The 19025-nt window shown below is 41.4% G+C and carries 13 protein-coding genes; 3 read left to right on the top strand and 10 right to left on the bottom strand.

Annotated features, from left to right (window positions below; translation table 11 throughout):
• Positions 1 to 129: 129 nt before the first annotated feature.
• Together AC0L6H_RS13280 and AC0L6H_RS13275 are read right to left on the bottom strand one after the other, a co-directional pair.
• Positions 130 to 1344, bottom strand: a complete 1215-nt coding sequence (locus AC0L6H_RS13280) for a glycoside hydrolase family 88 protein (RefSeq protein WP_473389516.1) — start codon at positions 1342 to 1344, stop codon at positions 130 to 132.
• A gap of 58 nt (positions 1345 to 1402) precedes the next feature.
• Positions 1403 to 2818 (bottom strand): sulfatase-like hydrolase/transferase, encoded by a 1416-nt coding sequence (locus AC0L6H_RS13275; protein ID WP_473389515.1) that lies wholly within the window; start codon positions 2816 to 2818, stop codon positions 1403 to 1405.
• A gap of 495 nt (positions 2819 to 3313) precedes the next feature.
• Here AC0L6H_RS13275 and AC0L6H_RS13270 point away from each other — a divergent pair, with 495 nt between their 5' ends.
• A complete protein-coding gene (locus AC0L6H_RS13270) occupies positions 3314 to 3643 on the top strand; it encodes a sulfatase-like hydrolase/transferase (protein WP_473389514.1) in 330 nt (109 codons plus the stop codon).
• 170 nt (positions 3644 to 3813) lie between these two features.
• Here AC0L6H_RS13270 and AC0L6H_RS13265 read toward each other — a convergent pair whose 3' ends face one another.
• Positions 3814 to 5247: an IS1182 family transposase gene (locus AC0L6H_RS13265; RefSeq protein WP_473389513.1), complete on the bottom strand. Its 1434-nt coding sequence runs from the start codon at positions 5245 to 5247 to the stop codon at positions 3814 to 3816.
• A 57-nt stretch (positions 5248 to 5304) separates the two neighbouring features.
• On the opposite strand from AC0L6H_RS13265, the gene AC0L6H_RS13260 reads away from it, so the two are divergent.
• Together AC0L6H_RS13260 and AC0L6H_RS13255 are read left to right on the top strand one after the other, a co-directional pair.
• Complete coding sequence (locus AC0L6H_RS13260) at positions 5305 to 6555, top strand: sulfatase (protein ID WP_473389511.1); 1251 nt, start codon at positions 5305 to 5307, stop codon at positions 6553 to 6555.
• A 149-nt stretch (positions 6556 to 6704) separates the two neighbouring features.
• Positions 6705 to 8108, top strand: coding sequence for a tetratricopeptide repeat protein (locus AC0L6H_RS13255; protein ID WP_473389510.1), 1404 nt, complete (start codon positions 6705 to 6707; stop codon positions 8106 to 8108).
• A 13-nt stretch (positions 8109 to 8121) separates the two neighbouring features.
• Here the strand turns inward: AC0L6H_RS13255 and AC0L6H_RS13250 are convergent, their stop codons facing one another.
• The 7 genes from AC0L6H_RS13250 to AC0L6H_RS13220 all read right to left on the bottom strand — a co-directional run bounded on the left by AC0L6H_RS13250 (position 8122) and on the right by AC0L6H_RS13220 (position 19023).
• Positions 8122 to 8820, bottom strand: a complete 699-nt coding sequence (locus AC0L6H_RS13250; RefSeq protein ID WP_473389509.1) for a 3-keto-disaccharide hydrolase — start codon at positions 8818 to 8820, stop codon at positions 8122 to 8124.
• Between the two features lie 23 nt (positions 8821 to 8843).
• Positions 8844 to 10502, bottom strand: a complete 1659-nt coding sequence (locus AC0L6H_RS13245) for a purine-cytosine permease family protein (protein WP_473389507.1) — start codon at positions 10500 to 10502, stop codon at positions 8844 to 8846.
• A 132-nt stretch (positions 10503 to 10634) separates the two neighbouring features.
• Entirely contained in the window at positions 10635 to 11927 is a 1293-nt protein-coding gene (gene rhaI / locus AC0L6H_RS13240) for an L-rhamnose catabolism isomerase (RefSeq protein WP_473389506.1), read from the bottom strand.
• Positions 11928 to 11951: 24 nt separating this feature from the next.
• The gene (locus AC0L6H_RS13235; protein ID WP_473389505.1) at positions 11952 to 13982 is read right to left on the bottom strand and encodes a bifunctional rhamnulose-1-phosphate aldolase/short-chain dehydrogenase; all 2031 of its coding nucleotides are present in this window, start codon (positions 13980 to 13982) and stop codon (positions 11952 to 11954) included.
• Complete coding sequence (locus tag AC0L6H_RS13230) at positions 13982 to 14143, bottom strand: hypothetical protein (protein ID WP_473389504.1); 162 nt, start codon at positions 14141 to 14143, stop codon at positions 13982 to 13984. Before AC0L6H_RS13230 ends, AC0L6H_RS13235 begins: the two co-directional genes overlap by 1 nt.
• 596 nt (positions 14144 to 14739) lie before the next feature.
• On the bottom strand, positions 14740 to 17826 hold the full coding sequence (locus AC0L6H_RS13225) for an efflux RND transporter permease subunit (protein WP_473389503.1): 3087 nt from the start codon (positions 17824 to 17826) through the stop codon (positions 14740 to 14742).
• 81 nt (positions 17827 to 17907) lie between these two features.
• On the bottom strand, positions 17908 to 19023 hold the full coding sequence (locus AC0L6H_RS13220; RefSeq protein WP_473394533.1) for an efflux RND transporter periplasmic adaptor subunit: 1116 nt from the start codon (positions 19021 to 19023) through the stop codon (positions 17908 to 17910).
• Between the last annotated feature and the right edge of the window lie 2 nt (positions 19024 to 19025).

Genomic DNA, 19025 nt, shown 5'->3' with positions numbered 1-19025 from the left:
TTCAGAGCTACAATGAGAGATTGAAAGTACATGAGAATAAGGACCAACAAAAAACCCACTTTCACATTTTATTGTGAAAAGTGGGTTCTTATTATTAGATGAATAATGAAAAGTAGCAAACTATTATATTTAAAGGGCCTTGCAACGAGTTAAGGCTTCCAAATAATAGTAATCCCCGTAATTAAGTGACGCATCTAGCTCTGAGTCTGCAGGGTAATTACCTGTTGCTTGCTTTAGCAAAAAGTGACCATTTTCTCCTTCCTTTGCTAAATATGCGTCAGAAGATAAACTTCGAAGCATTTTCATTGCGGCTTGTTGATAACGTTTTGCTTCTTTTTCATCTACATAGTTAGCTAATTCCAACAAAGCACTGGCCAATAAAGACGCGGCAGACGAATCCCGATAGTTAGTCACCGATGGGTCATCGGGTGCATCATAATCAAAATACGGCACCAAATCTTCAGGCATATTTTTATGAGTTAACAAATAATCGACAATGTTTTTAGCATGCTTTAGGAATTTCTCATCCTTAGTGAAGCGATACACCGACGTATAACCATAGGCACCCCACGCTTGGCCTCTTGACCAAGAGGAGTCATCCGCAATGCCTTGAAAGGTTTGTTTGCCAATCGGAAGTCCAGTATCACGACTGTAATTAACTAAATGGTACGAACTATGATCGGGCCTAAAGTGATGCTCCATAGTAACTGACGCATGGCTTACAGCTGCTTCGTAATAACTTTTATCACCCGTCAATAATGAGGCGTTAAAAAGTAATTCCAAGTTCATCATATTATCAATAATTACAGGGAATTCCCACGTGCCCCAGCTCCAAGAGTAGGTAGCGCCAATTTTAGGATTATAGCGCTCCATTAGCGTTTTTGCTGAACTTATCAGGATAGGTTCATAGGTCTTATCGCCAACTAAACGCAAGCCATTCCCAAAACTATTGTTCATGATGAACCCGATGTCATGGGTTTTACGATTGAACTGCATTTTTTCGAGGGCTTTAGTCCATTTAGTGGCAGTTTTTAACCAACTAGGATCTTTGCTATGCTCGTAGATATACCAAAAGTTCCCGGCAACAAATCCACTCGTCCAGCCCATCGGGTTGGTAAATTTAACTTCGTTGTTACTAAAAGAAGTAGGGATCTTTGCAGGATTAGTATAGGCTTTTCGAAAATCATTTAATTGCTCTTCTGCCTTATCTAGCGCAGCAGAACAAAATGCTACATTATCTTTTTGCCATGCGCTTTCATTAGCGAACGTGCCTGAAGCACCGCAGCCCGCGATAGCAAGAGCGGCCGATACTGAAAGCATGACTTTATTTAATCGAGTTAACATCTTGAGACCTTTTTAATTTTATGCGCTTACGCATTATTGAAAGTAAATTTCGAAAAAATTAATCTTTGTATTTTTCAAATAGTTCAAAGAACATTTTATTTATTTCAGGATATTTAGACGCAAGGTTATTAGACTCTTGAGGATCCTTAATAATATCGTATAACTGCATTTCACCTTCGACGGTATAACGAACCGCTTTGTACCTACCTTTTCTAGCCGCTTGGAAAGTGTCGCCGATTACTCCTGAATTAGGGTCGCCAACTTGTTTTGCAAACTCCCAATATAAAATTCGCTCTTTCATCTTTTCGGGATCATCATTTAACAGGCCTGCAATAGAAACACCATTAGTGCGAACACGAGGCACTATATTCAAATTAACGCCCGCTATATCAGCAAAGGTGGGCAAGACATCAGCAAACAACCACGGAGTTTGATCTACCCTACTTTGTTTAATTTTGGCAGGCCATTGCAGCAGCATTGGTACATGGATTCCGCCATCATACAAATCACGCTTTTGACCTTTGTATGGTGCAGCTGCGTCAAAAAATTCTGGATCCGCACCACCTTCGTCGTGAGGACCATTGTCAGATGTGAAGACTATTAAGGTGTTCTCAAGTTGCCCCTCTTCTTCGAGAGTCGTCATTATTTGACCGATATAATCATCTAATGCGGTAACCATGCCTGCTAGAACTGCATTTGGTTTAGCAACAGGCTCAGGATAATAGGAAGCATATTTATCTGCTGGCACTCCACCTTTCATACCAGTATAAGCTTGTTCTGAAAATTCATACTGTTTGCTGTATTTTTCTGGTACGGCTAATTCTGCATGCGGTGATGAAAACGTTAACATCACAAAGAACGGGTTTTCTCGCTCTTGCTTGATGTAGTTAATAGCTTCTTCAGTAAATAACTCTTGTGCATAGGCACCTTTTCGGCCCCCTTCATTTTCGGTAATTCTTATTTTTCTGCCATCTCGCCACATAATTTGTGGGTATTGGCGGTGTCCTTCTAAAATAGAGTACATGCCATACCAGGTATCAAAACCCATTGCTAAAGGATCAGTTACACCCATTTGTTGGCCAATGGAATATTTACCAAACAAAGCTGTATCGTAGTCTGCATACTTTAATATGTGGGCGAGCGTAATATCCATATGCGTTAATTCAACAGTATTCGAATTATTGCTCATGAAGCGACCATCACGGCCAGTAAATAAAGATACTCGAGAAGGTGAACAGACAGTGTTACCGGCGTAAGCTTGATCAAAGCGAATACCATTATTCGCCATTTTATCTAAATTAGGTGTTTTGATAGGCGTGTTGCCATAGGCACCAATTTGGTTAAATCCCAGGTCATCGGTAAGAATAAATATAATATTCGGTTTATCAGCGGCAAAACTTGCCGCTGCGCTTAGACTCAGCAATACACTAGCTATTGCGCCGACTACTTTACGACTCGTATTTTTTAATATCATGTTATTTCCAGTTTATATCTAGCAATAATAAGACAGTTATCATCCGTAACATAAATATACATTTAGAGAACAAGTTGATAACAATTTTACACTATGTTACCTGAATAAACTCAACACCAAAAGACTTATTATGATTTTTTTGACCGGTTATGATGCGCATGTAATTTTATCTACAAAAAGTGAAGGCAACAATAATATTAGTCTCTGTACAAAGAAACATAGAAGATAGTGCCTAGTTCTTCTTAGCCAATTAGGAGTGCGATATCGTGCAACACTTTGAAGTTTCCAATCGTAATATGATCTAAAAATTATTGTTATCACTGTTATCTTTACGTTTACATTTGGTCAAACATTAATGTATCTTAATGCTTTAATATGAAGTGTTTTGACTTTTTCGTTCAAACACCGGGAAATAGCTAATTGAGTTTTGGTTCTTGTAAACGCTTATCTGCACAAAAAACCAAATAATTTTGAGTCAACAGCGAATTAACAATTATGATAAATAGAAGAAATTTCATTTTAGGCGGTGTTGGCGCTTTAGCCGCAGCGATGTATCCTCAGCGCTTTTGCTTGGCCGATATTAAAAAACAATACCCAAACGTATTAATGTTAATCGTTGACGACTTAAACGATTGGGTGGGTGCAATGAAAGGTCATCCGAATGCGAAAACACCGAATATAGACCGATTAGCGAGTCAAGGTACATTATTTACCAACGCACATGCCCCCGCTCCACTATGTGGCCCTTCAAGAGCAAGTATAATGACTGGGTTGGCGCCAAGTACAACTGGCATCTATGGGCACAGGCTGTGTAAAAACTCATAAATTGCCGTAAGTTCGAGTGCTATGTTCACTCTTTCGTGATGGTAAACGACTCTTATGGTTAGTTTGGTATGTTTCTGATTTTCTATATTATGATAATTGGTAACAGGCTGTGGCGTCTATTTTTGTGATTTTGTGACCTATAGCGGGGAATTTAGTATAAATTAAGCCTTCTACTGCTTAATTGCCTCTCTCAATCCAATCGTTCCTTTAATCGTCATCATTCGCTTCAGATTATAGGCCAGTACATGAAGACTGGTTTCAGTACTCACGTTTTTTAGACGTTTGGTAAGATAATGCGTCGCCCCCATCCACATTTTGATTGTGCCAAATGGGTGTTCGACTGTTTGTTTGCGGATTATAGTGGCATTTTTTGTTGCTTTAAGTCTGGTATGCATGTCATCAATCGTATCTTCATGCTCCCACCGTTTCATCTTTCTTGGCTCTATCTTAGAACGAGTACACTTACTACGGATACTGCAATCTCTACATGCGATATGGTCAACATAGACCTTTAATTTCATACCGTTGTCCATGGTACTGCGCCTGTATGGCAGTATGTTACCTGCGGGGCAAGTATACTCATCGGTCTCTTTATTGTATTCAAATAGTGCTTTATCAAATATTCCTGCTTTTTCAAAGTTTGTTGTATCGCTTTTAGGGACTAGCATTTCAGCACCTGTATCCAGTACGTTTTTAATATCAACGCGGCTGTAATATCCTTTATCAGCCAAGAAGGTAATATTGTTCGTCTTTAGAGTTTCTTGCACTTTACTGGCAACCGCATGAAGCTGACCTTTATCGGGTGTTTGGGTCACTTCGTGGCTGATAATTAAGTGGTGTTTACTATCTACCGCCGATTGTACGTTGTAGCAAGCTTGCCTTGCCGTATTGCTGGTCTTCATCAATCTTGAGTCGGGGTCAGTCATTGACAACTGTTTATCGGGATGCTCGTTTACTTGTATTTCAATGTCAGCCAACTCTGCTAACCTATTTTTCATCCATGCTACTTTTTCATGCATGACCGTGACATCTTCATCAGAGATTTCTTGCTTATCTTTGTCCGCTAAAACCGCTAGATAATGGGCAATGCTCTTATCGAATCTATCAATCAAGTCCTTGGCTCTTTTTGGTGTATAGGTTTTTTGTTTGTTATTCACCGCTTTGAATTTGCTGCCATCAATGGCAACAACAGCATCGGTAAACATATTCATTTCTCGGCATAGTTGCACGAACTGACGACATGAATTCTTAATACCTTTACCGTTGTCTTTTCTAAAGTCTGCGATGGTTTTGAAGTCAGGTTGTAAACGCTCAAGTAACCACATTAGCTCTACATTGCGATGGGTTTCTTTTTCTAATCGGCGAGATGACTGAATACGATTCAAATAGCCATAAATATAAAGTTTGAGCATTGTGCCTGGATGATAGCAAGGTCGGCCAGTCGCTTTGGTTTCGACTTTTTCGAACCCTAGTGACGCTAAATCTAAACTATCAACGAAGACATCGATAACGCGTATTGGATTCTCATCCGTGACGAAGTCGTCTAATGCTTCTGGAAACAAGGTGGCTTGGGTTCTAGATTGGCCTTTTATATGATGGGACATTAGCGGTAATCTCCTGCTTTGGCTTACCGCTTTATTATACTAAATACCATGGTGAACTTGGATCGGCTGCTAAGACTGTTTGATCATAAGAACAGCCTACTTAGTTCAAAAGGTGATCAAAACGGAGTTTTCACACAGGCTGGGCATATTAAAGACCAAGACATTAGAAGCGCGCATGACAAAACAGCCCATACGGTTTTTCTGAGTGAATATTTTAAAAAGCACGGCTATTACACGTCGGCAATAGGAAAAGTATTTCACCAACAGGTGGTTAAAGGCAGCTTTGATGAATACGGTGGCAGAACTCCTGGCTTTGGACCCTATCCTGACAAGCACATGGCTTGGGAAGATAGTAGAACGAGCACTGATTGGGGGCCATTTCCTGAGCGCGATGAGCAAATGCCAGATTATCACGCTGCAAATTGGGTAGCCGAACAGCTCGCCAGAAAACACGAAAAGCCATTTTTTACCGCATGCGGATTTATTAGGCCTCACGTACCTTGGCATGTGCCGAAAAAGTGGTTTGACTTACATCCGACCAAAGATCTCATTTTACCCCCCTATTTAAGAAACGACTTAGAGGATGTTCCTGAAATAGCGAAAAAAATAGCTCAGCACCCAATGATGCCAACAACGCAATGGGCAATTAAAAATGGCGAGTTTCGTAACGCCGTCCAGGGATATTTAGCCAGCGTCTCATTCGTAGATTCTTGTATTGGTATTGTACTTGACGCTTTAGATAAGAGCGACTACGCAGACAATACTGCTGTTGTTTTGTGGGGTGACCATGGCTATCAAATTGGTGAGAAAGATAAATTTGCTAAAATGGCCTTGTGGGAGCGTGCAACACGCACACCGCTTATTATTAAGCCACCTAAATCTAATAAGCAGAGTGTCAGCGATAAGCCGGTCAGCTTACTAGATTTATACCCTACTTTAGTAAAAATGTGTGGTCTTCCTGCAAACCCAGAAAACGAAGGTCGTGACCTTAGCCCATTATTGGTAAACCCTAACGCCCCATGGGAGCATGTTGCCGTCACTACATACGGAGCTAACAATCACGCTATAAAAACGCAGCGATATCGCTACATTCAATACGAAGATGGTTCTGAAGAACTCTATGATCATAAGGTTGATAGAGATGAATGGACGAATCTAGCAAATGACCCTGCTTATGCAGAAGTAAAGAAAGAATTGGCGACCTATGTGCCTACAAACAATGCACCATGGTCAAAAATGTCTTACTACAATGGTAACGAGTACTTCTTACAAAAAACAATAGAAGCTGGCGCTAGAGGACGAATGTAGTGTAAAGAACAAGTAAATAATCCCTTTTCGTTTATTTTTACATATATACTCATTACCAATCACTTGAAGTCATACAAATAACTATGAAAAAATTAATTAGACATTCATTATCCATTTCAATCGCTTGCCTTTTTTTGCCTACAACACTTATGGCAGCAGATATTTTTAAAGCGGATAAACATTATACCGCTGGAGAGTATAAGCTAGCCAGACAAGGTTATTTAGAAGCCGCGAAAATCGGGAATCCACATGCCTATTATCAACTTGGTAATATGTATCACAAAGGCTTAGGCGTTGAAAGAGACCCGCTTAACGCATTGATTTACATATCAATGGCAGCAGATTATGGCTTAGAAAGTGCACAAACAACATTAGCTAAATTGTTATCAACACTCAACGATGAGCAAAGATTAACTGTCTCTGGCATTTTGAACAACAACGATAGTAAGCAGCGCAAGGCACTTATCCAGAAAACCTATTTCCCTGCAATTAATCCAAATACAATTAACACTAAAATTACCTTCGAAGGTCAAGCCCAACTAGAGAAGCGTTATTACGCAGATGATTATGAAGAAGCATTTGAAGAAAACGGCGCTGGTCAGTTTGTAGACGAAGATGGAGAAGAAGAATTGGACGCGTTCTATTCACCTATGTCGACGCCTAAAATGCCCTATTTGATCATTGATCATGACGTTGCTATTGATGGTTCAAAACGTAATATTACAGAGGTACAAAAAACCGGCTTTGCTACCACTTTGCTTAATGAATATTCACTCTTTCCTACTTTAAAGCCAACATTTCAAACACAAGCAACTGAATTCGTGCATAGAGTATCTATGGGCGCAGCTGTCTATGACAAATTCACCTTAGTGCAAAAAGATGAAGCCTTATATGCCAATATATTACGTCGCTATAAAAGCTTAAAAGATGGGACGAGTCTTAATGACCAATATCTGTTTGCGATGGCGCTTCAAAATTTCCCTTGGCTAAAACAGGAGGAAGACGAAGTTGCAAATCGCCTTTTATCTTTAGCCAAACAGGGCCATCCAAGTGCAATGTACGAATATGGTTATATGTTATTGAGAGAGCAAATTGACATTTCAGACGCAATTTACTGGATTGGTCTGGCAAGTACTTACGGCCTTACACGCGCTGAATATAGATTGGGAAAATTACTAAGTTCCAGTCCGTGGGTTGAACGTGATGAGAAGAAGGCCATGTTTTGGTTTGATTCTGCCGCCAAAAAAGACCATATTGCAGCAAGCTTAAAAGCGATTGAATTAAAGCTAACCGCAAATGATAAATCACTTCTAGATCTTGATGGGGCAATCGACTTGCTCAATAAAATTGCTAGCAAGCAAAACACTAATCCCGAATATTTTTATCTATTAGCCCTGTCTCATCAAAACCGCGAAAACCGCGACTTCTCACAAGTAATCAGCAACTTAGAAAAAGCAATATTTATGGGAGAAAATACCAACTGGGACGTGAGTGCATGGCAAGACTTACTCAATCAATTTATGCAAGGTAAAATACTTGTTATTGATCAATAGCAAACTCTAGCACTTATTGTAATTCAGTAATCATGATATTGCGAAAATAAATCAAATTATCAGTCTTACCTGTGTTTTTTAGCTTTATACTGCCGTGATGCTGCAAACCAATAAAGCCCTGTGCGTGCTTGGTATCAATAATATGTGATGTCAGCACACCGTTTACGTATACTTTTATATCGCTGCCGATAGCTTCTATTCGATACTTATTCCACGCTAAATGGCGATAAGCATTGGCCATTTCAGTCGTCCATTCTGGGATAAAATTATGCTTAAAATCTTCATCAGGTGCTGAACGAGTAGGATGCAAAGGATGCAACCATTTTCGACCCGCTTGATGATATAGTCCCCCGCTCCATTTGCGATCGCTTGGATCTACCTCTGCTTGCAAACCTTCTGCTTCAAAACCATCGCCTTTCGGTTTAATTTGTCCGCGGAACATAAACCCTGAATTACTATATTCTTTAACGTCAGGCATTAAAATTTCAGCTTCTAGAATAAAATCCTTATAGGTCTTTTTAGTAACAAAAAACCAATTGCCCGTAGAAGACAGCTCTAACTTGTCTTCTACCATGCGGGCACTACCGTAGTTATATATATTCCTAAATTGAGATAGTTCTGGGTCTAATAAATTATATGAGCGCGGTTTGCTAACAACGGCACAACTTGCCAGCAAAAATACAACTAAACAAGAAGTTAATAAATGTTTCATATGCGCTCCAAAATATTTTTTAGTTATGCTTTATTTTCGTTAGCTAAATAGGCATAAGTTGCCGTAACGAAATAAATCAAAGTCGGCACTATTAACCAAGTCGTAATCGTTTCGATATCTTTATTAATATAAGACATCACGCCCATGTACAAACAAGCGACCAGCGCTGCCCATGAAATATATTGAGCGGTCTGAGTGAGCATGGAAGCGTTATTTTTTGTCGCTGCTTGTGAAGTCGACGATGCTAAAAAGCTTGCTTCTGCAGCTTTACGTTCTAACTCTGTCCGTTGCGCTATTTCGGCTTGCTCAAAATGCTCTTTAGCGCCCATTGAAGAAGCGAGAACAATGTACATAACTGTCGAAAATATCCATAAAGGCACTAAGATAAAAAACAAATGTAATAAGCCAGTTTGCTCTACGACAATACCAACAATCATAGAAACTATCCACGTTGCAAACGCAGCAACATTTGTTGTGTTACCTTTGTAAAACGACCAATAACGCGTATAGCCAAGCTTTGGAAACAGCCAATGTTCGGTTACAATAATTGCACCAACAGGAGCAAGCAACAAGCCCATATAGCCAACAAAACCAAGTAAGCCAGAAAATACAAAAGGTGAACAGGCAATAATAGTCGTAATAATACCAACGACGATAGTGACCTTAGTACGTCCCCACTTATGATTTAACGAGCTAAATGCCAAACCTGCACGATATATCGTTGGATTAGATGTAGTCCAACCGGCAATAATAACGGCGAGAATACCTGAAGCCCCCAATGCGGTGTAAGCGACTGAACCGGGGTCAATAGCGGTAATACTGGTCTTCAATACAATAGCGGCTCCTGCTCCCATAATACCTGCACAGACCCAAGCCATGTAGTGGCCGATAAACATGCCTAATGCTGAAAAATAACCGTATTTGGGACTACGAGCGAAGCGCAATAAGGTCATATCGCCTAAACTTCCATGCATAGCTAGATTAGCGACCCACGCAAATGCAATAACGTGCCAAATACCAATATCACCGTCGGTATCTTTCCAAATAGATTCACTGGCGACTTTTAGAAAATCATCGAAACTAGCGATTCCATCAACACCGGCTGTAGCAGCAATGGTGGTAGGCAACATCACTAGCGCACCAACAAAAAACATCAAAATCATCCACGGTGCACACACCTCAGCAAACGCCGCAAGTTTTTTAAACCCTTTAACGGCCATGTATACAACCACAGCCCCTACACCCAAGACGACTAGTACAAAGCGCATATCACTGGGGAAGTATCCAACTTGATCTTCAATCCCAAATAGTATCCTTACCGCAGAGGCTGAAACCGTTATCATTGCGCCGGCTAACACGCAAAAAAGAATACCATTAACAACACTGTACAACTTAATTGTACCTGGACCTGCAATTTTTTCTAAATAGGCGTATAGGGTTAGTCTAGTATCTGTGGCAATAGGCGCAGTAATTAATCCCCACGTTAATACGGCCAATAAATTGCCAAATAACAAGCCGATTAATACGTCGACTGCGCCAACCCCCCAAGCAACAAACAAAGCACCTATGACAAATTCTGTTCCAGCAACATGCTCGCCAGCGTAGCTTGCTGCAAAAGTTTTAGGACCTTGCAATTGTTCTGGGCTAACGGGTTTAGTTTCAAATTCTTGTGCTGTCGACATCTTACCTCCGGTATATCGACAATTTGTGCTTCAATACAAAATGATCGATATTACTATTTTTATTTTTATACAATCCAAAAACAGCAAAGAAACAAATGCTTCTTTGCTGCCTATTACATACTGAACAAACTTTTAAACGATACCTGAACCGTTGCCACCGCTATTTGGACGTTCAACACCAGCTTGCGCTCGATATCCAGATTTACGATATACAGCGATAGGGTCTATTGCCCCACCTTTGCGCAAACGTGCCATTTCAAGAATCGGTGAAACATCGGTTGTAAATGCTTTTTTAAGTGTATTGCTACACATAAGTGCATCATTATTAGTTTGATATTCAGACAACTTTTCGCGATCCACAATCAGCGCTGACACATATGAGCGCTGCACGCTAGCCGCTGAATTAACGAGACTTTCTATTGGGTCGGTCACATTATGTGATTGATCTAGCATGTAGTTCGGACCAAAACCTTCTTGTTTACGATACTCAGCATCAACTAACTCATTAAAAATCAAGAATTGCTGATATGGATGCAAACTACCGCTGTCTAAATCATCATCGCCATATTTAGAATCATTGAAGTGGAAACCGCCCAATTTTTTAAATTGAATTAAACGAGAAACAATCATTTCAATATTTACATTCGGTGCATGATGGCCTAAATCAACTAATGACTTAGCTTGCGGACCTAACTCCATGGCCGCCAATATATTACTCCCCCAATCTTGAATAATTGTTGAGTAAAACGCTGGTTCAAACATCTTGTGCTCTATATGTAGTTCCCAGTCTGAAGGTAAGCCTGCATAGATTTTCTTCATGCTTTCTAAATAGCGTTCAAAAGCATGTTGAAAGTGTTGCTGACCAGGGTGATTTGAACCATCACCAACCCATACGGTTAGCGTCTTTGAACCTAAGGCTTTACCCCATTCAATACAATCTAAGTTATGCTGAATAGCTAAATCGCGAGACGCTTCGCTAGTGTTGCTTAAGCTACCATATTTAAAGCTATGTTCTTGTCCTGCTTGGTCTTGAAATGTGTTTGAATTAATCGAATCCCATTTCAACCCTAGATCATCAGACCTTTGCTTAAGTTCAGAAAAGTCATCTACTTTGTCCCACGGAAAGTGAGGTGAAACGCGCTCTGTACATTGTGAAAGATCATTGATTACCGCACTATCTTCTAATTTTTCCCAAATATTACGAGGCTCACCCTCACCAGGGAAGCGCGCAAACCGAGTTCCACCAGTGCCAGTTCCCCATGAAGGAACAGCAATTTGAAAAGTTTCAGCCTTGCTGGTTATTTCATCAATATTGATGCCATCACGGGCTAATTTATTACCTAGTGACTGATAGTCTTCTTGTAAGTAGGCTTCCAATTTTGCATTTTCTTCTGCAATTAGCCCTTTATCGATACGTTGAGTCATAATTTTTCCTAATTCTTTTTTAACTTAGCGCAAGAACGCTTCGTGTAAACCACCGTCTACGCTTATTATTTGACCGGTTGTCTTACTTAACTGCCCCGAAACCAATAAATAAGCAGCTTCAGCTTGATCAGCTGGCGTTATCGGCTGTTTAGTTAGTGTCCGTTGTGCATAAAAATTTGCTAGCTTGTCGCGAAGTTCATCGTCTGAATCGGCGTCTGAGTAGTCGACATTATATTTACTCAAAGAAGCCAGGACTCTATCGCGCGGAAACATCGTGCTTCCTTTCACTACCGTTGCTGGCGCCAAGCCATTAACGTTGACTAAAGGAGACAGCTCTACGGCAAGTTCTCTTACCAGGTGATTGGCGGCCGCTTTAGAGGTGTCGTAGGCTAAAGACCCTTTCTTGGCAACCGCTGCGTTAACGCTAGTGGTTAGCACTAGAGAACCTTGTAAACCCTGGGCTTTCCAGATTTCATTGGCCTGTGTCCCCACGATATAACCGCCCTTAACGTTCACTGCAAAGCTAATGTCAAACATTTGATCATCACTCATACCTGCTTGTCCCGGCGCTAAAAACACGCCAGCGGTCACAATAACGTTGTCGATACCGCCATAGGCTAATGTAACTTGTTCGAACATTTTTTGAACACTTGAGCGATCGGTAATATTTACTTCCTGAGCAATTGCCGGGCCGCAACCAGAAATACCTGTGCCAGCAACACCAATGCCTTGGCCATATATTTCACTTAATTCGTCTGCTGTTTTTTGGGCGGCTTCATAGCGCAAATCTGCACACACTACATGAGCACCTTCTTTGGCCACTCTAAAAGCAGTTTCTTTACCTATGCCGTCTCCGGCACCAATAACAACAACCACATTACGAGCAAGTGGTGCTTCTTTAGGCATGCGCTGCAGTTTTGCTTCTTCTAATGCCCAGTATTCAATGTCGAATGCTTCTTGTTGTGGCAACGCTGTGTATTCACTAATTGCTTCTGCACCTCGCATAACTTCAATGGCACAATTGTAAAATTCAGTGGTTACTCGTGATTCGCTTTTATTCTTACCCCACCCAATGATACCAACACCCGGGATTAAAATAACCGTTGGGCTTGGGTCGCGCATTGCTGGTGAATCATCGCGTTTACATGCATTGTAATATTCAGCATATTCTACGCGGTATTGTTCAATACCTGCGTTTAGCTTTTCAACAAGAGCATCAAAATCGTCAACTTTAGGATTGTAGTCAACATAGAGAGGTTGGATTTTCGTACGTAAAAAGTGGTCAGGGCAAGAAGTACCCAATTTTGCTAAACGAGGTGCATCAACACTGTTCACAAAACGTAAGGCTGTTTCATCCGATTGCACGGTAGCGATAAATTTAACTTTGTTAGACAAGACCCCACGAGCTACGGGTAAAAATTTGGCAAGCAGTTCGGTGCGCGCTTCATCTGATAAACTATCAACTTTCGCACCACCAAAGGTTTGCTCTCCCTTGTCGTGCTCTTCAATATATCGAGCAGCAGTTTCAATCACCCATAATGAGGTTTCATAACAACTTTTGCTTTCAGATTCCCAGTTCGTATGGCCATGCTGGCCAAGTAAAATACCGACACTATCTGGTTTCGCAGCATAAGCATCTTCGCAAACTTTCGCAGCTTCCCAGCCAGGACGCATCCATGGAACATAGGCCATTTTGCCACCCCATACTTTCTCAGTAAGAGCTTCTTGATCCTTACAAGAAGCAATTGCAATCACGGCATTAGGATGCAAATGATCGACGTGCTTATCAGCAATCATTGAGTGCAAGGGCGTATCAATCGAGGATGCTCTTGGGTTTAAGCAAAAATTACAATGTTTGTACATACCAATCATTGCGTCTTCACCAGCCTGTTTGTAGCCTTTGTCGTCGCGTGCTTGATACGTTGCGTCTAGTGAATTTAACTTACCTTGATAAAGAGAGGAGAAGTTCTCTACTTTTGCCGTTCTTAAATCTCCACCCGACCCCTTAACCCAAAGTACTTCAACTTGTTCGCCGGTTAAAGGATCTGTTTCCATTAATTTTGCAGAAGTGTTGCCTCCCCCGTATTAGTAATACGTTGGTCAGCACCTAATATGTTTGAGCGGTACACTAGATTTTCGATAGGTGTTAATTTGTCGGCAACCTCATCGTCCCAACTATAATTAACATGTTTGAATTCGTTCTTTTTACTTGCCATCTTTTGTTTAACTCCGGTGATTGATGTACTAATCGCACTGTGGTCAAATTTTGTTAAGATAATTTTACATCTTTGTGAACCACAGTCAAGCAAAGTCAATCATTTTCGCTCAGAAATTTTTAATTTTGATAACTTTTGCAAAAATATAGGTATTACATTACGGATTTTATTGCATATATGAGTGATTTTAGGCTTCCTAAAGCATATTTTAGTCTAGGAGCCGGATCTAATCGCTATCTATGTCTTTTACCATAAACTTTGGATTAGACAGATACAAGATGTTAATGATGTTAAAGAATTGATTAAACGCTCTATCTCAGGGACAACTAAATCAAACTGAAACGTTGAATAGTGAATTAGTATGCTCTTGATTTTTTAGTGCCTTAGTCTTCAGGTAAACCATTTAATGCTGTCTCCGAATGACCAATAATGATACATGTTGAAAACTACTGGAAGAAACCAAGCAAGGCTTTTCGTAGAAGAGTTTGATGAAAGCGAGTTTCGCTAAAGTTAAAATTACGGATATTGTCACTAATTGACAGCAATAGCTCATACTAGAGAAGCCGTAAGTAGAATGGTAACTTACGGCTCACTCCTTATTTGGTAAATTTCTCAACCATGACGAAAAATAGAGGTACAAAGAATATTGCTAAAAAGGTGGCTGCAAACATTCCTCCAATCACCGCAATCCCAATCGCATTTTGTGAAGCAGCTCCGGCACCATTTGAAATCGCCAAAGGTGTCACCCCTAAAATAAACGCCATAGAGGTCATAATGATAGGTCTAAAACGCTGTTTAGCGGCGGTAGATACCGCCGTCATTATATCTACGCCTTTTGCGGTCTGGTCTTTCGCAAACTCTACAATTAATATTGCATTTTTTGCAGCAAGCCCGACAGTAGTTAAAAAAGCCACCTGCAAGTAAATATCGTTAGGCAGATTAAATAAATAAGCAGCAAGCACGGCCCCCAAAATCCCTAAAGGAACCACCAGTAATACAGCAATAGGTACTGACCAACTTTCATATAAGGCAGCTAAGCATAAAAATATGACAAGCAAAGATATCAGGTAAAGTTGCCCCGATTGTGAACCGGCTTCTCTTTCTTCATAAGATAGGCCCGCCCATTCTACACCAAAACCACCTGACAACTGCGCAACCAAATTCTCCATTTCAGTCATCGCCTCACCAGAAGATACTCCTTGTGCAGGGTTGCCTTGAATATTAACCGAGGCTATACCGTTAAAGCGTTCTAGCTTGGGTGAGCCAAAGGTCCAATGCGTGGTTGCAAATGCGCTGAACGCAACCATATCGCCGTTATCATTGCGCACATACCACTTTTCTAAATCCTCAGGCGTCATCCTATGTTCGGCATCAGCTTGCATATAAACACGCTTGATACGCCCGTTATCGACAAAGTCGTTTACATAGCTCGAACCCCACGCAATTTGTAAAGCGCTATTAATATCGTTTAAAGGGATACCCAACGCTGACGCCTTCTCGCTATCTATGTCAATCTTAAATTGCGCAACATCCGACAAACCATTAGGCCTTACACCCGCGAGTTTTGGATTTTGCGCCGCCATACCTAATAATTTATTGCGCGCATTCATGAGTGCTTGATGCCCCGCGCCTGTTCTGTCTACTAGTTGCATATTAAAACCGGTAGCATTGCCTAGTTCACGTATTGGCGGAGGTAGTATCGGAAACGCAATCGCATCTTGGATTTGCGAGAATGCGCCATAAGCTTGGTTAACGATAGAAAACGCACTACTTGAATCATCTCGCTCATCCCAATCAACTAAATGGACAAAGCCCATAGCTGCATTTTGTGCTTGTCCGGCAAAACTAAAACCTACCACCGTGAACAAATCAGACGTCACTTCTTCATGTGTATCTAAAAAGAAATCTTCTGCCTGTTTGACAGACTCGAGTGTGCGCTGTGCGGTGGCACCAGGAGGCGTACTCAGAAGCATTAAAATGCTACCTTGATCTTCGGTCGGTAAAAATGAGCTTGGTAAACGCATAAAAACAATCACCATTACTCCAAGCAAGGCACCATACACTACCAAATAACGCTTTACGCGTTGTGCGATATGATTACTAGCACGTTGATAGCCATCTCTACCCTTATTGAAGTTTCGGTTAAACCACCCTATAAACCCTTTTGTGCGATCTTTATCTGGGTCATGCTGTTTTAATAATGTTGCACATAACGAGGGAGACAAAACAATTGCGACTAATACCGAAAATGCCATCGCAGACACCATGGTAATAGAGAATTGCCGATAGATCGCACCAGCTGAACCACTGAAAAAGGCCATTGGAATAAACACCGTAGAAAGTACTACAGCAATTCCAATAAGCGCCCCCGTAATTTGTGACATCGATTTTTTGGTCGCTTCTTTTGGTGGCAAACCTTCCTCTTCCATGATGCGTTCAACATTTTCAACGACCACAATTGCATCATCAACCAAAAGGCCAATCGCCAAAACCATGGCAAACATGGTAAGTACATTAATGCTGAAGCCAAAGGCATACAACACCCCAAAAGTACCGAGCAATACCACCGGCACAGCAATGGTAGGAATTAAAGTGGCCCGCCAGTTTTGCAAAAACAGTAGCATCACCAAAAAAACCAACACTACAGCTTCAATTAAAGTTTGTACTACCGATTGTATAGATAACTTAATAAAAGGCGATGAATCCAGTGGATAAACCACTTGTACCCCATCAGGTAAAATCCCTTGTAACTCAGCGACCCTCTCTTTGACACGCTCGATAGTCTCAAGTGCATTGGCGCCCGTGGCAAGACTCACAGCCATGCCCGAAGCAGGACGACGTTTGTAGCGAACAATCACATCGTATGACTCAGCACCTAGCTCTACTCGAGCGACATCACGCACCCGCACTTGCGAGCCGTCAGTGTTCACTCTAAGCACAATGCGCTCAAAATCTGCCGCCGTTTGTAAGCGCGATTGAGCTTGAATAGTCGCATTAATTTGCTGGCCTTCAATGGCAGGCATGCCACCTAATTGCCCTGCAGAGACATCGGTATTTTGAACCGTTACCGCGTTTTTCACATCCACTGGGGTAAGGTTGAAGCTGTAAAGTTTTGCGGGGTCTAGCCAAATTCGCATTGAACGCTGCGAGCCAAATACGAGAACGTTACCCACTCCGTTAATACGTGAAATAGGATCTCTAAATTGAGACACCAGTAAATCACTTAAATCAAATTGACTTACCTCTTCGTTGTCTGAATAAAAACCCACAACGAGTGCAAATGAATCGTTTGATTTGGTTACCGTCACCCCTTGCTGCTGAACTTGCTGGGGTAATAACGATATTATCCCTTGCACCTTATTTTGTGTTTGTACCTGAGCAATGTCAGGATCAGTGCCTGGGGCAAAACTCAAGGTAATCGACATCGAATTGTTGGCACTACTCGCTGAAAAATAGCGCAAATTGTCTATACCTGACAAACTTTGCTCAATGACTTGAGTGACAGAGTTTTCAATAGTTTCGGCTGAGGCGCCAGGATAAGCTGCACTAATAGAAACCGTTGGTGGTGCTACCTTTGGATATTGTTCAATAGGCAATAAGCTAATCGATAGCAAGCCTGCTAACATCGTAATAATGGCGAGTACCCATGCAAAAACCGGGCGGTCGATGAAAAAATTTGCCATAAACTAGGGTCCTAGTGTGATTCTAAAATTGAGGTCTGATTGGGTGCATAAACTGCAAAGCTCACCAACAAATACGCTTATCTAGTTTGATTTCCAAGGTACAGGGTTGACCAACGCGCCAGGCCTCACCTTTTGATACCCTGCGACAATTAATCGATCACCAGAATTTAACACGCCCGTCACTACGTAGTTCGCACCTATTGATTTAAATGGATTGATTTTTTGGGCAACGACCTGATTGTCTGCATCAAGCAAATAAACCGTCAGGCTTCCATCGGCTTGGCGCATAGTTGCGCGCTGGGGAACCAACACGGCGTTCCGTTCGCCTATATGCACTCTTGCCTTTACAAATAGGCCTGGTAACAAAATACCATCTGGGTTTGGCATGATAGCTCGCAAGGTAACTGCGCCTGTACTCTGGTCAATTGTAACCTCAGAGAATTTAAGCTGACCGCTTTGAGAATAAACCTCATCACTCGCTTCATTTACCAGCACTGATACTTTAAGGGAACGCTGCTGTTGCATTTCTCGGCGTAACTCTAAAATTGCCGCGCCTGACTCTTGCATGTCAATATAAACTGGGTCGAGCTGAGTAATGGTCGCCAACTGTTGGGTTTGATTTCCTGTTACCAATGCACCTTCGGTCACAAATGAACGACTAATTTGTCCATCAATTGGTGCATATACTTTGGTGTAGTCAACATTAACTCTTGCTACTTGAACCTTCGCTTCTGCCACGCTAATACTCGCGTTGGCTTGCGCATTTTGCGCAATAACATCGTCATACTCTTGTTGACTAATAGCATTTTTAGCGACTAAATCTTTATATCGCGTAGTTTTCGCTTGCATCGTTTTTTGATTAGCAAGCGCACTTTCGACGTCAGCCAATGCGCTATTGAGCGCCGCTTTATAACGCGCATCGTCAATTTGATAAAGCTGCTGACCTCGTTCTACTTGGGCCCCTTCTTCAAAAAAACGTTTTGTAATAACCCCATCGACCTGTGGCCTTACTTGAGACTGCTTAGACGGTGTCACGCGCCCTGGCAAATCCATAGAAATATCAATTTTTTGTTCTTCCAGGGTCAAAATAGATACCGTCTGCGGCGGCTGTTGCATTTGGTTCGATGGCTGATTACTTGCATCATTGCAGGCAAAAACAGACATCGAAATCAAAGCGACTAGACCGTAGCGACTCAAAG

Source organism: Glaciecola sp. G7-5 (assembly GCF_055808975.1).
The sequence above is the reverse complement of the archived record's forward strand: the minus strand, read 5'-3'. Positions and strand labels throughout refer to the sequence as shown.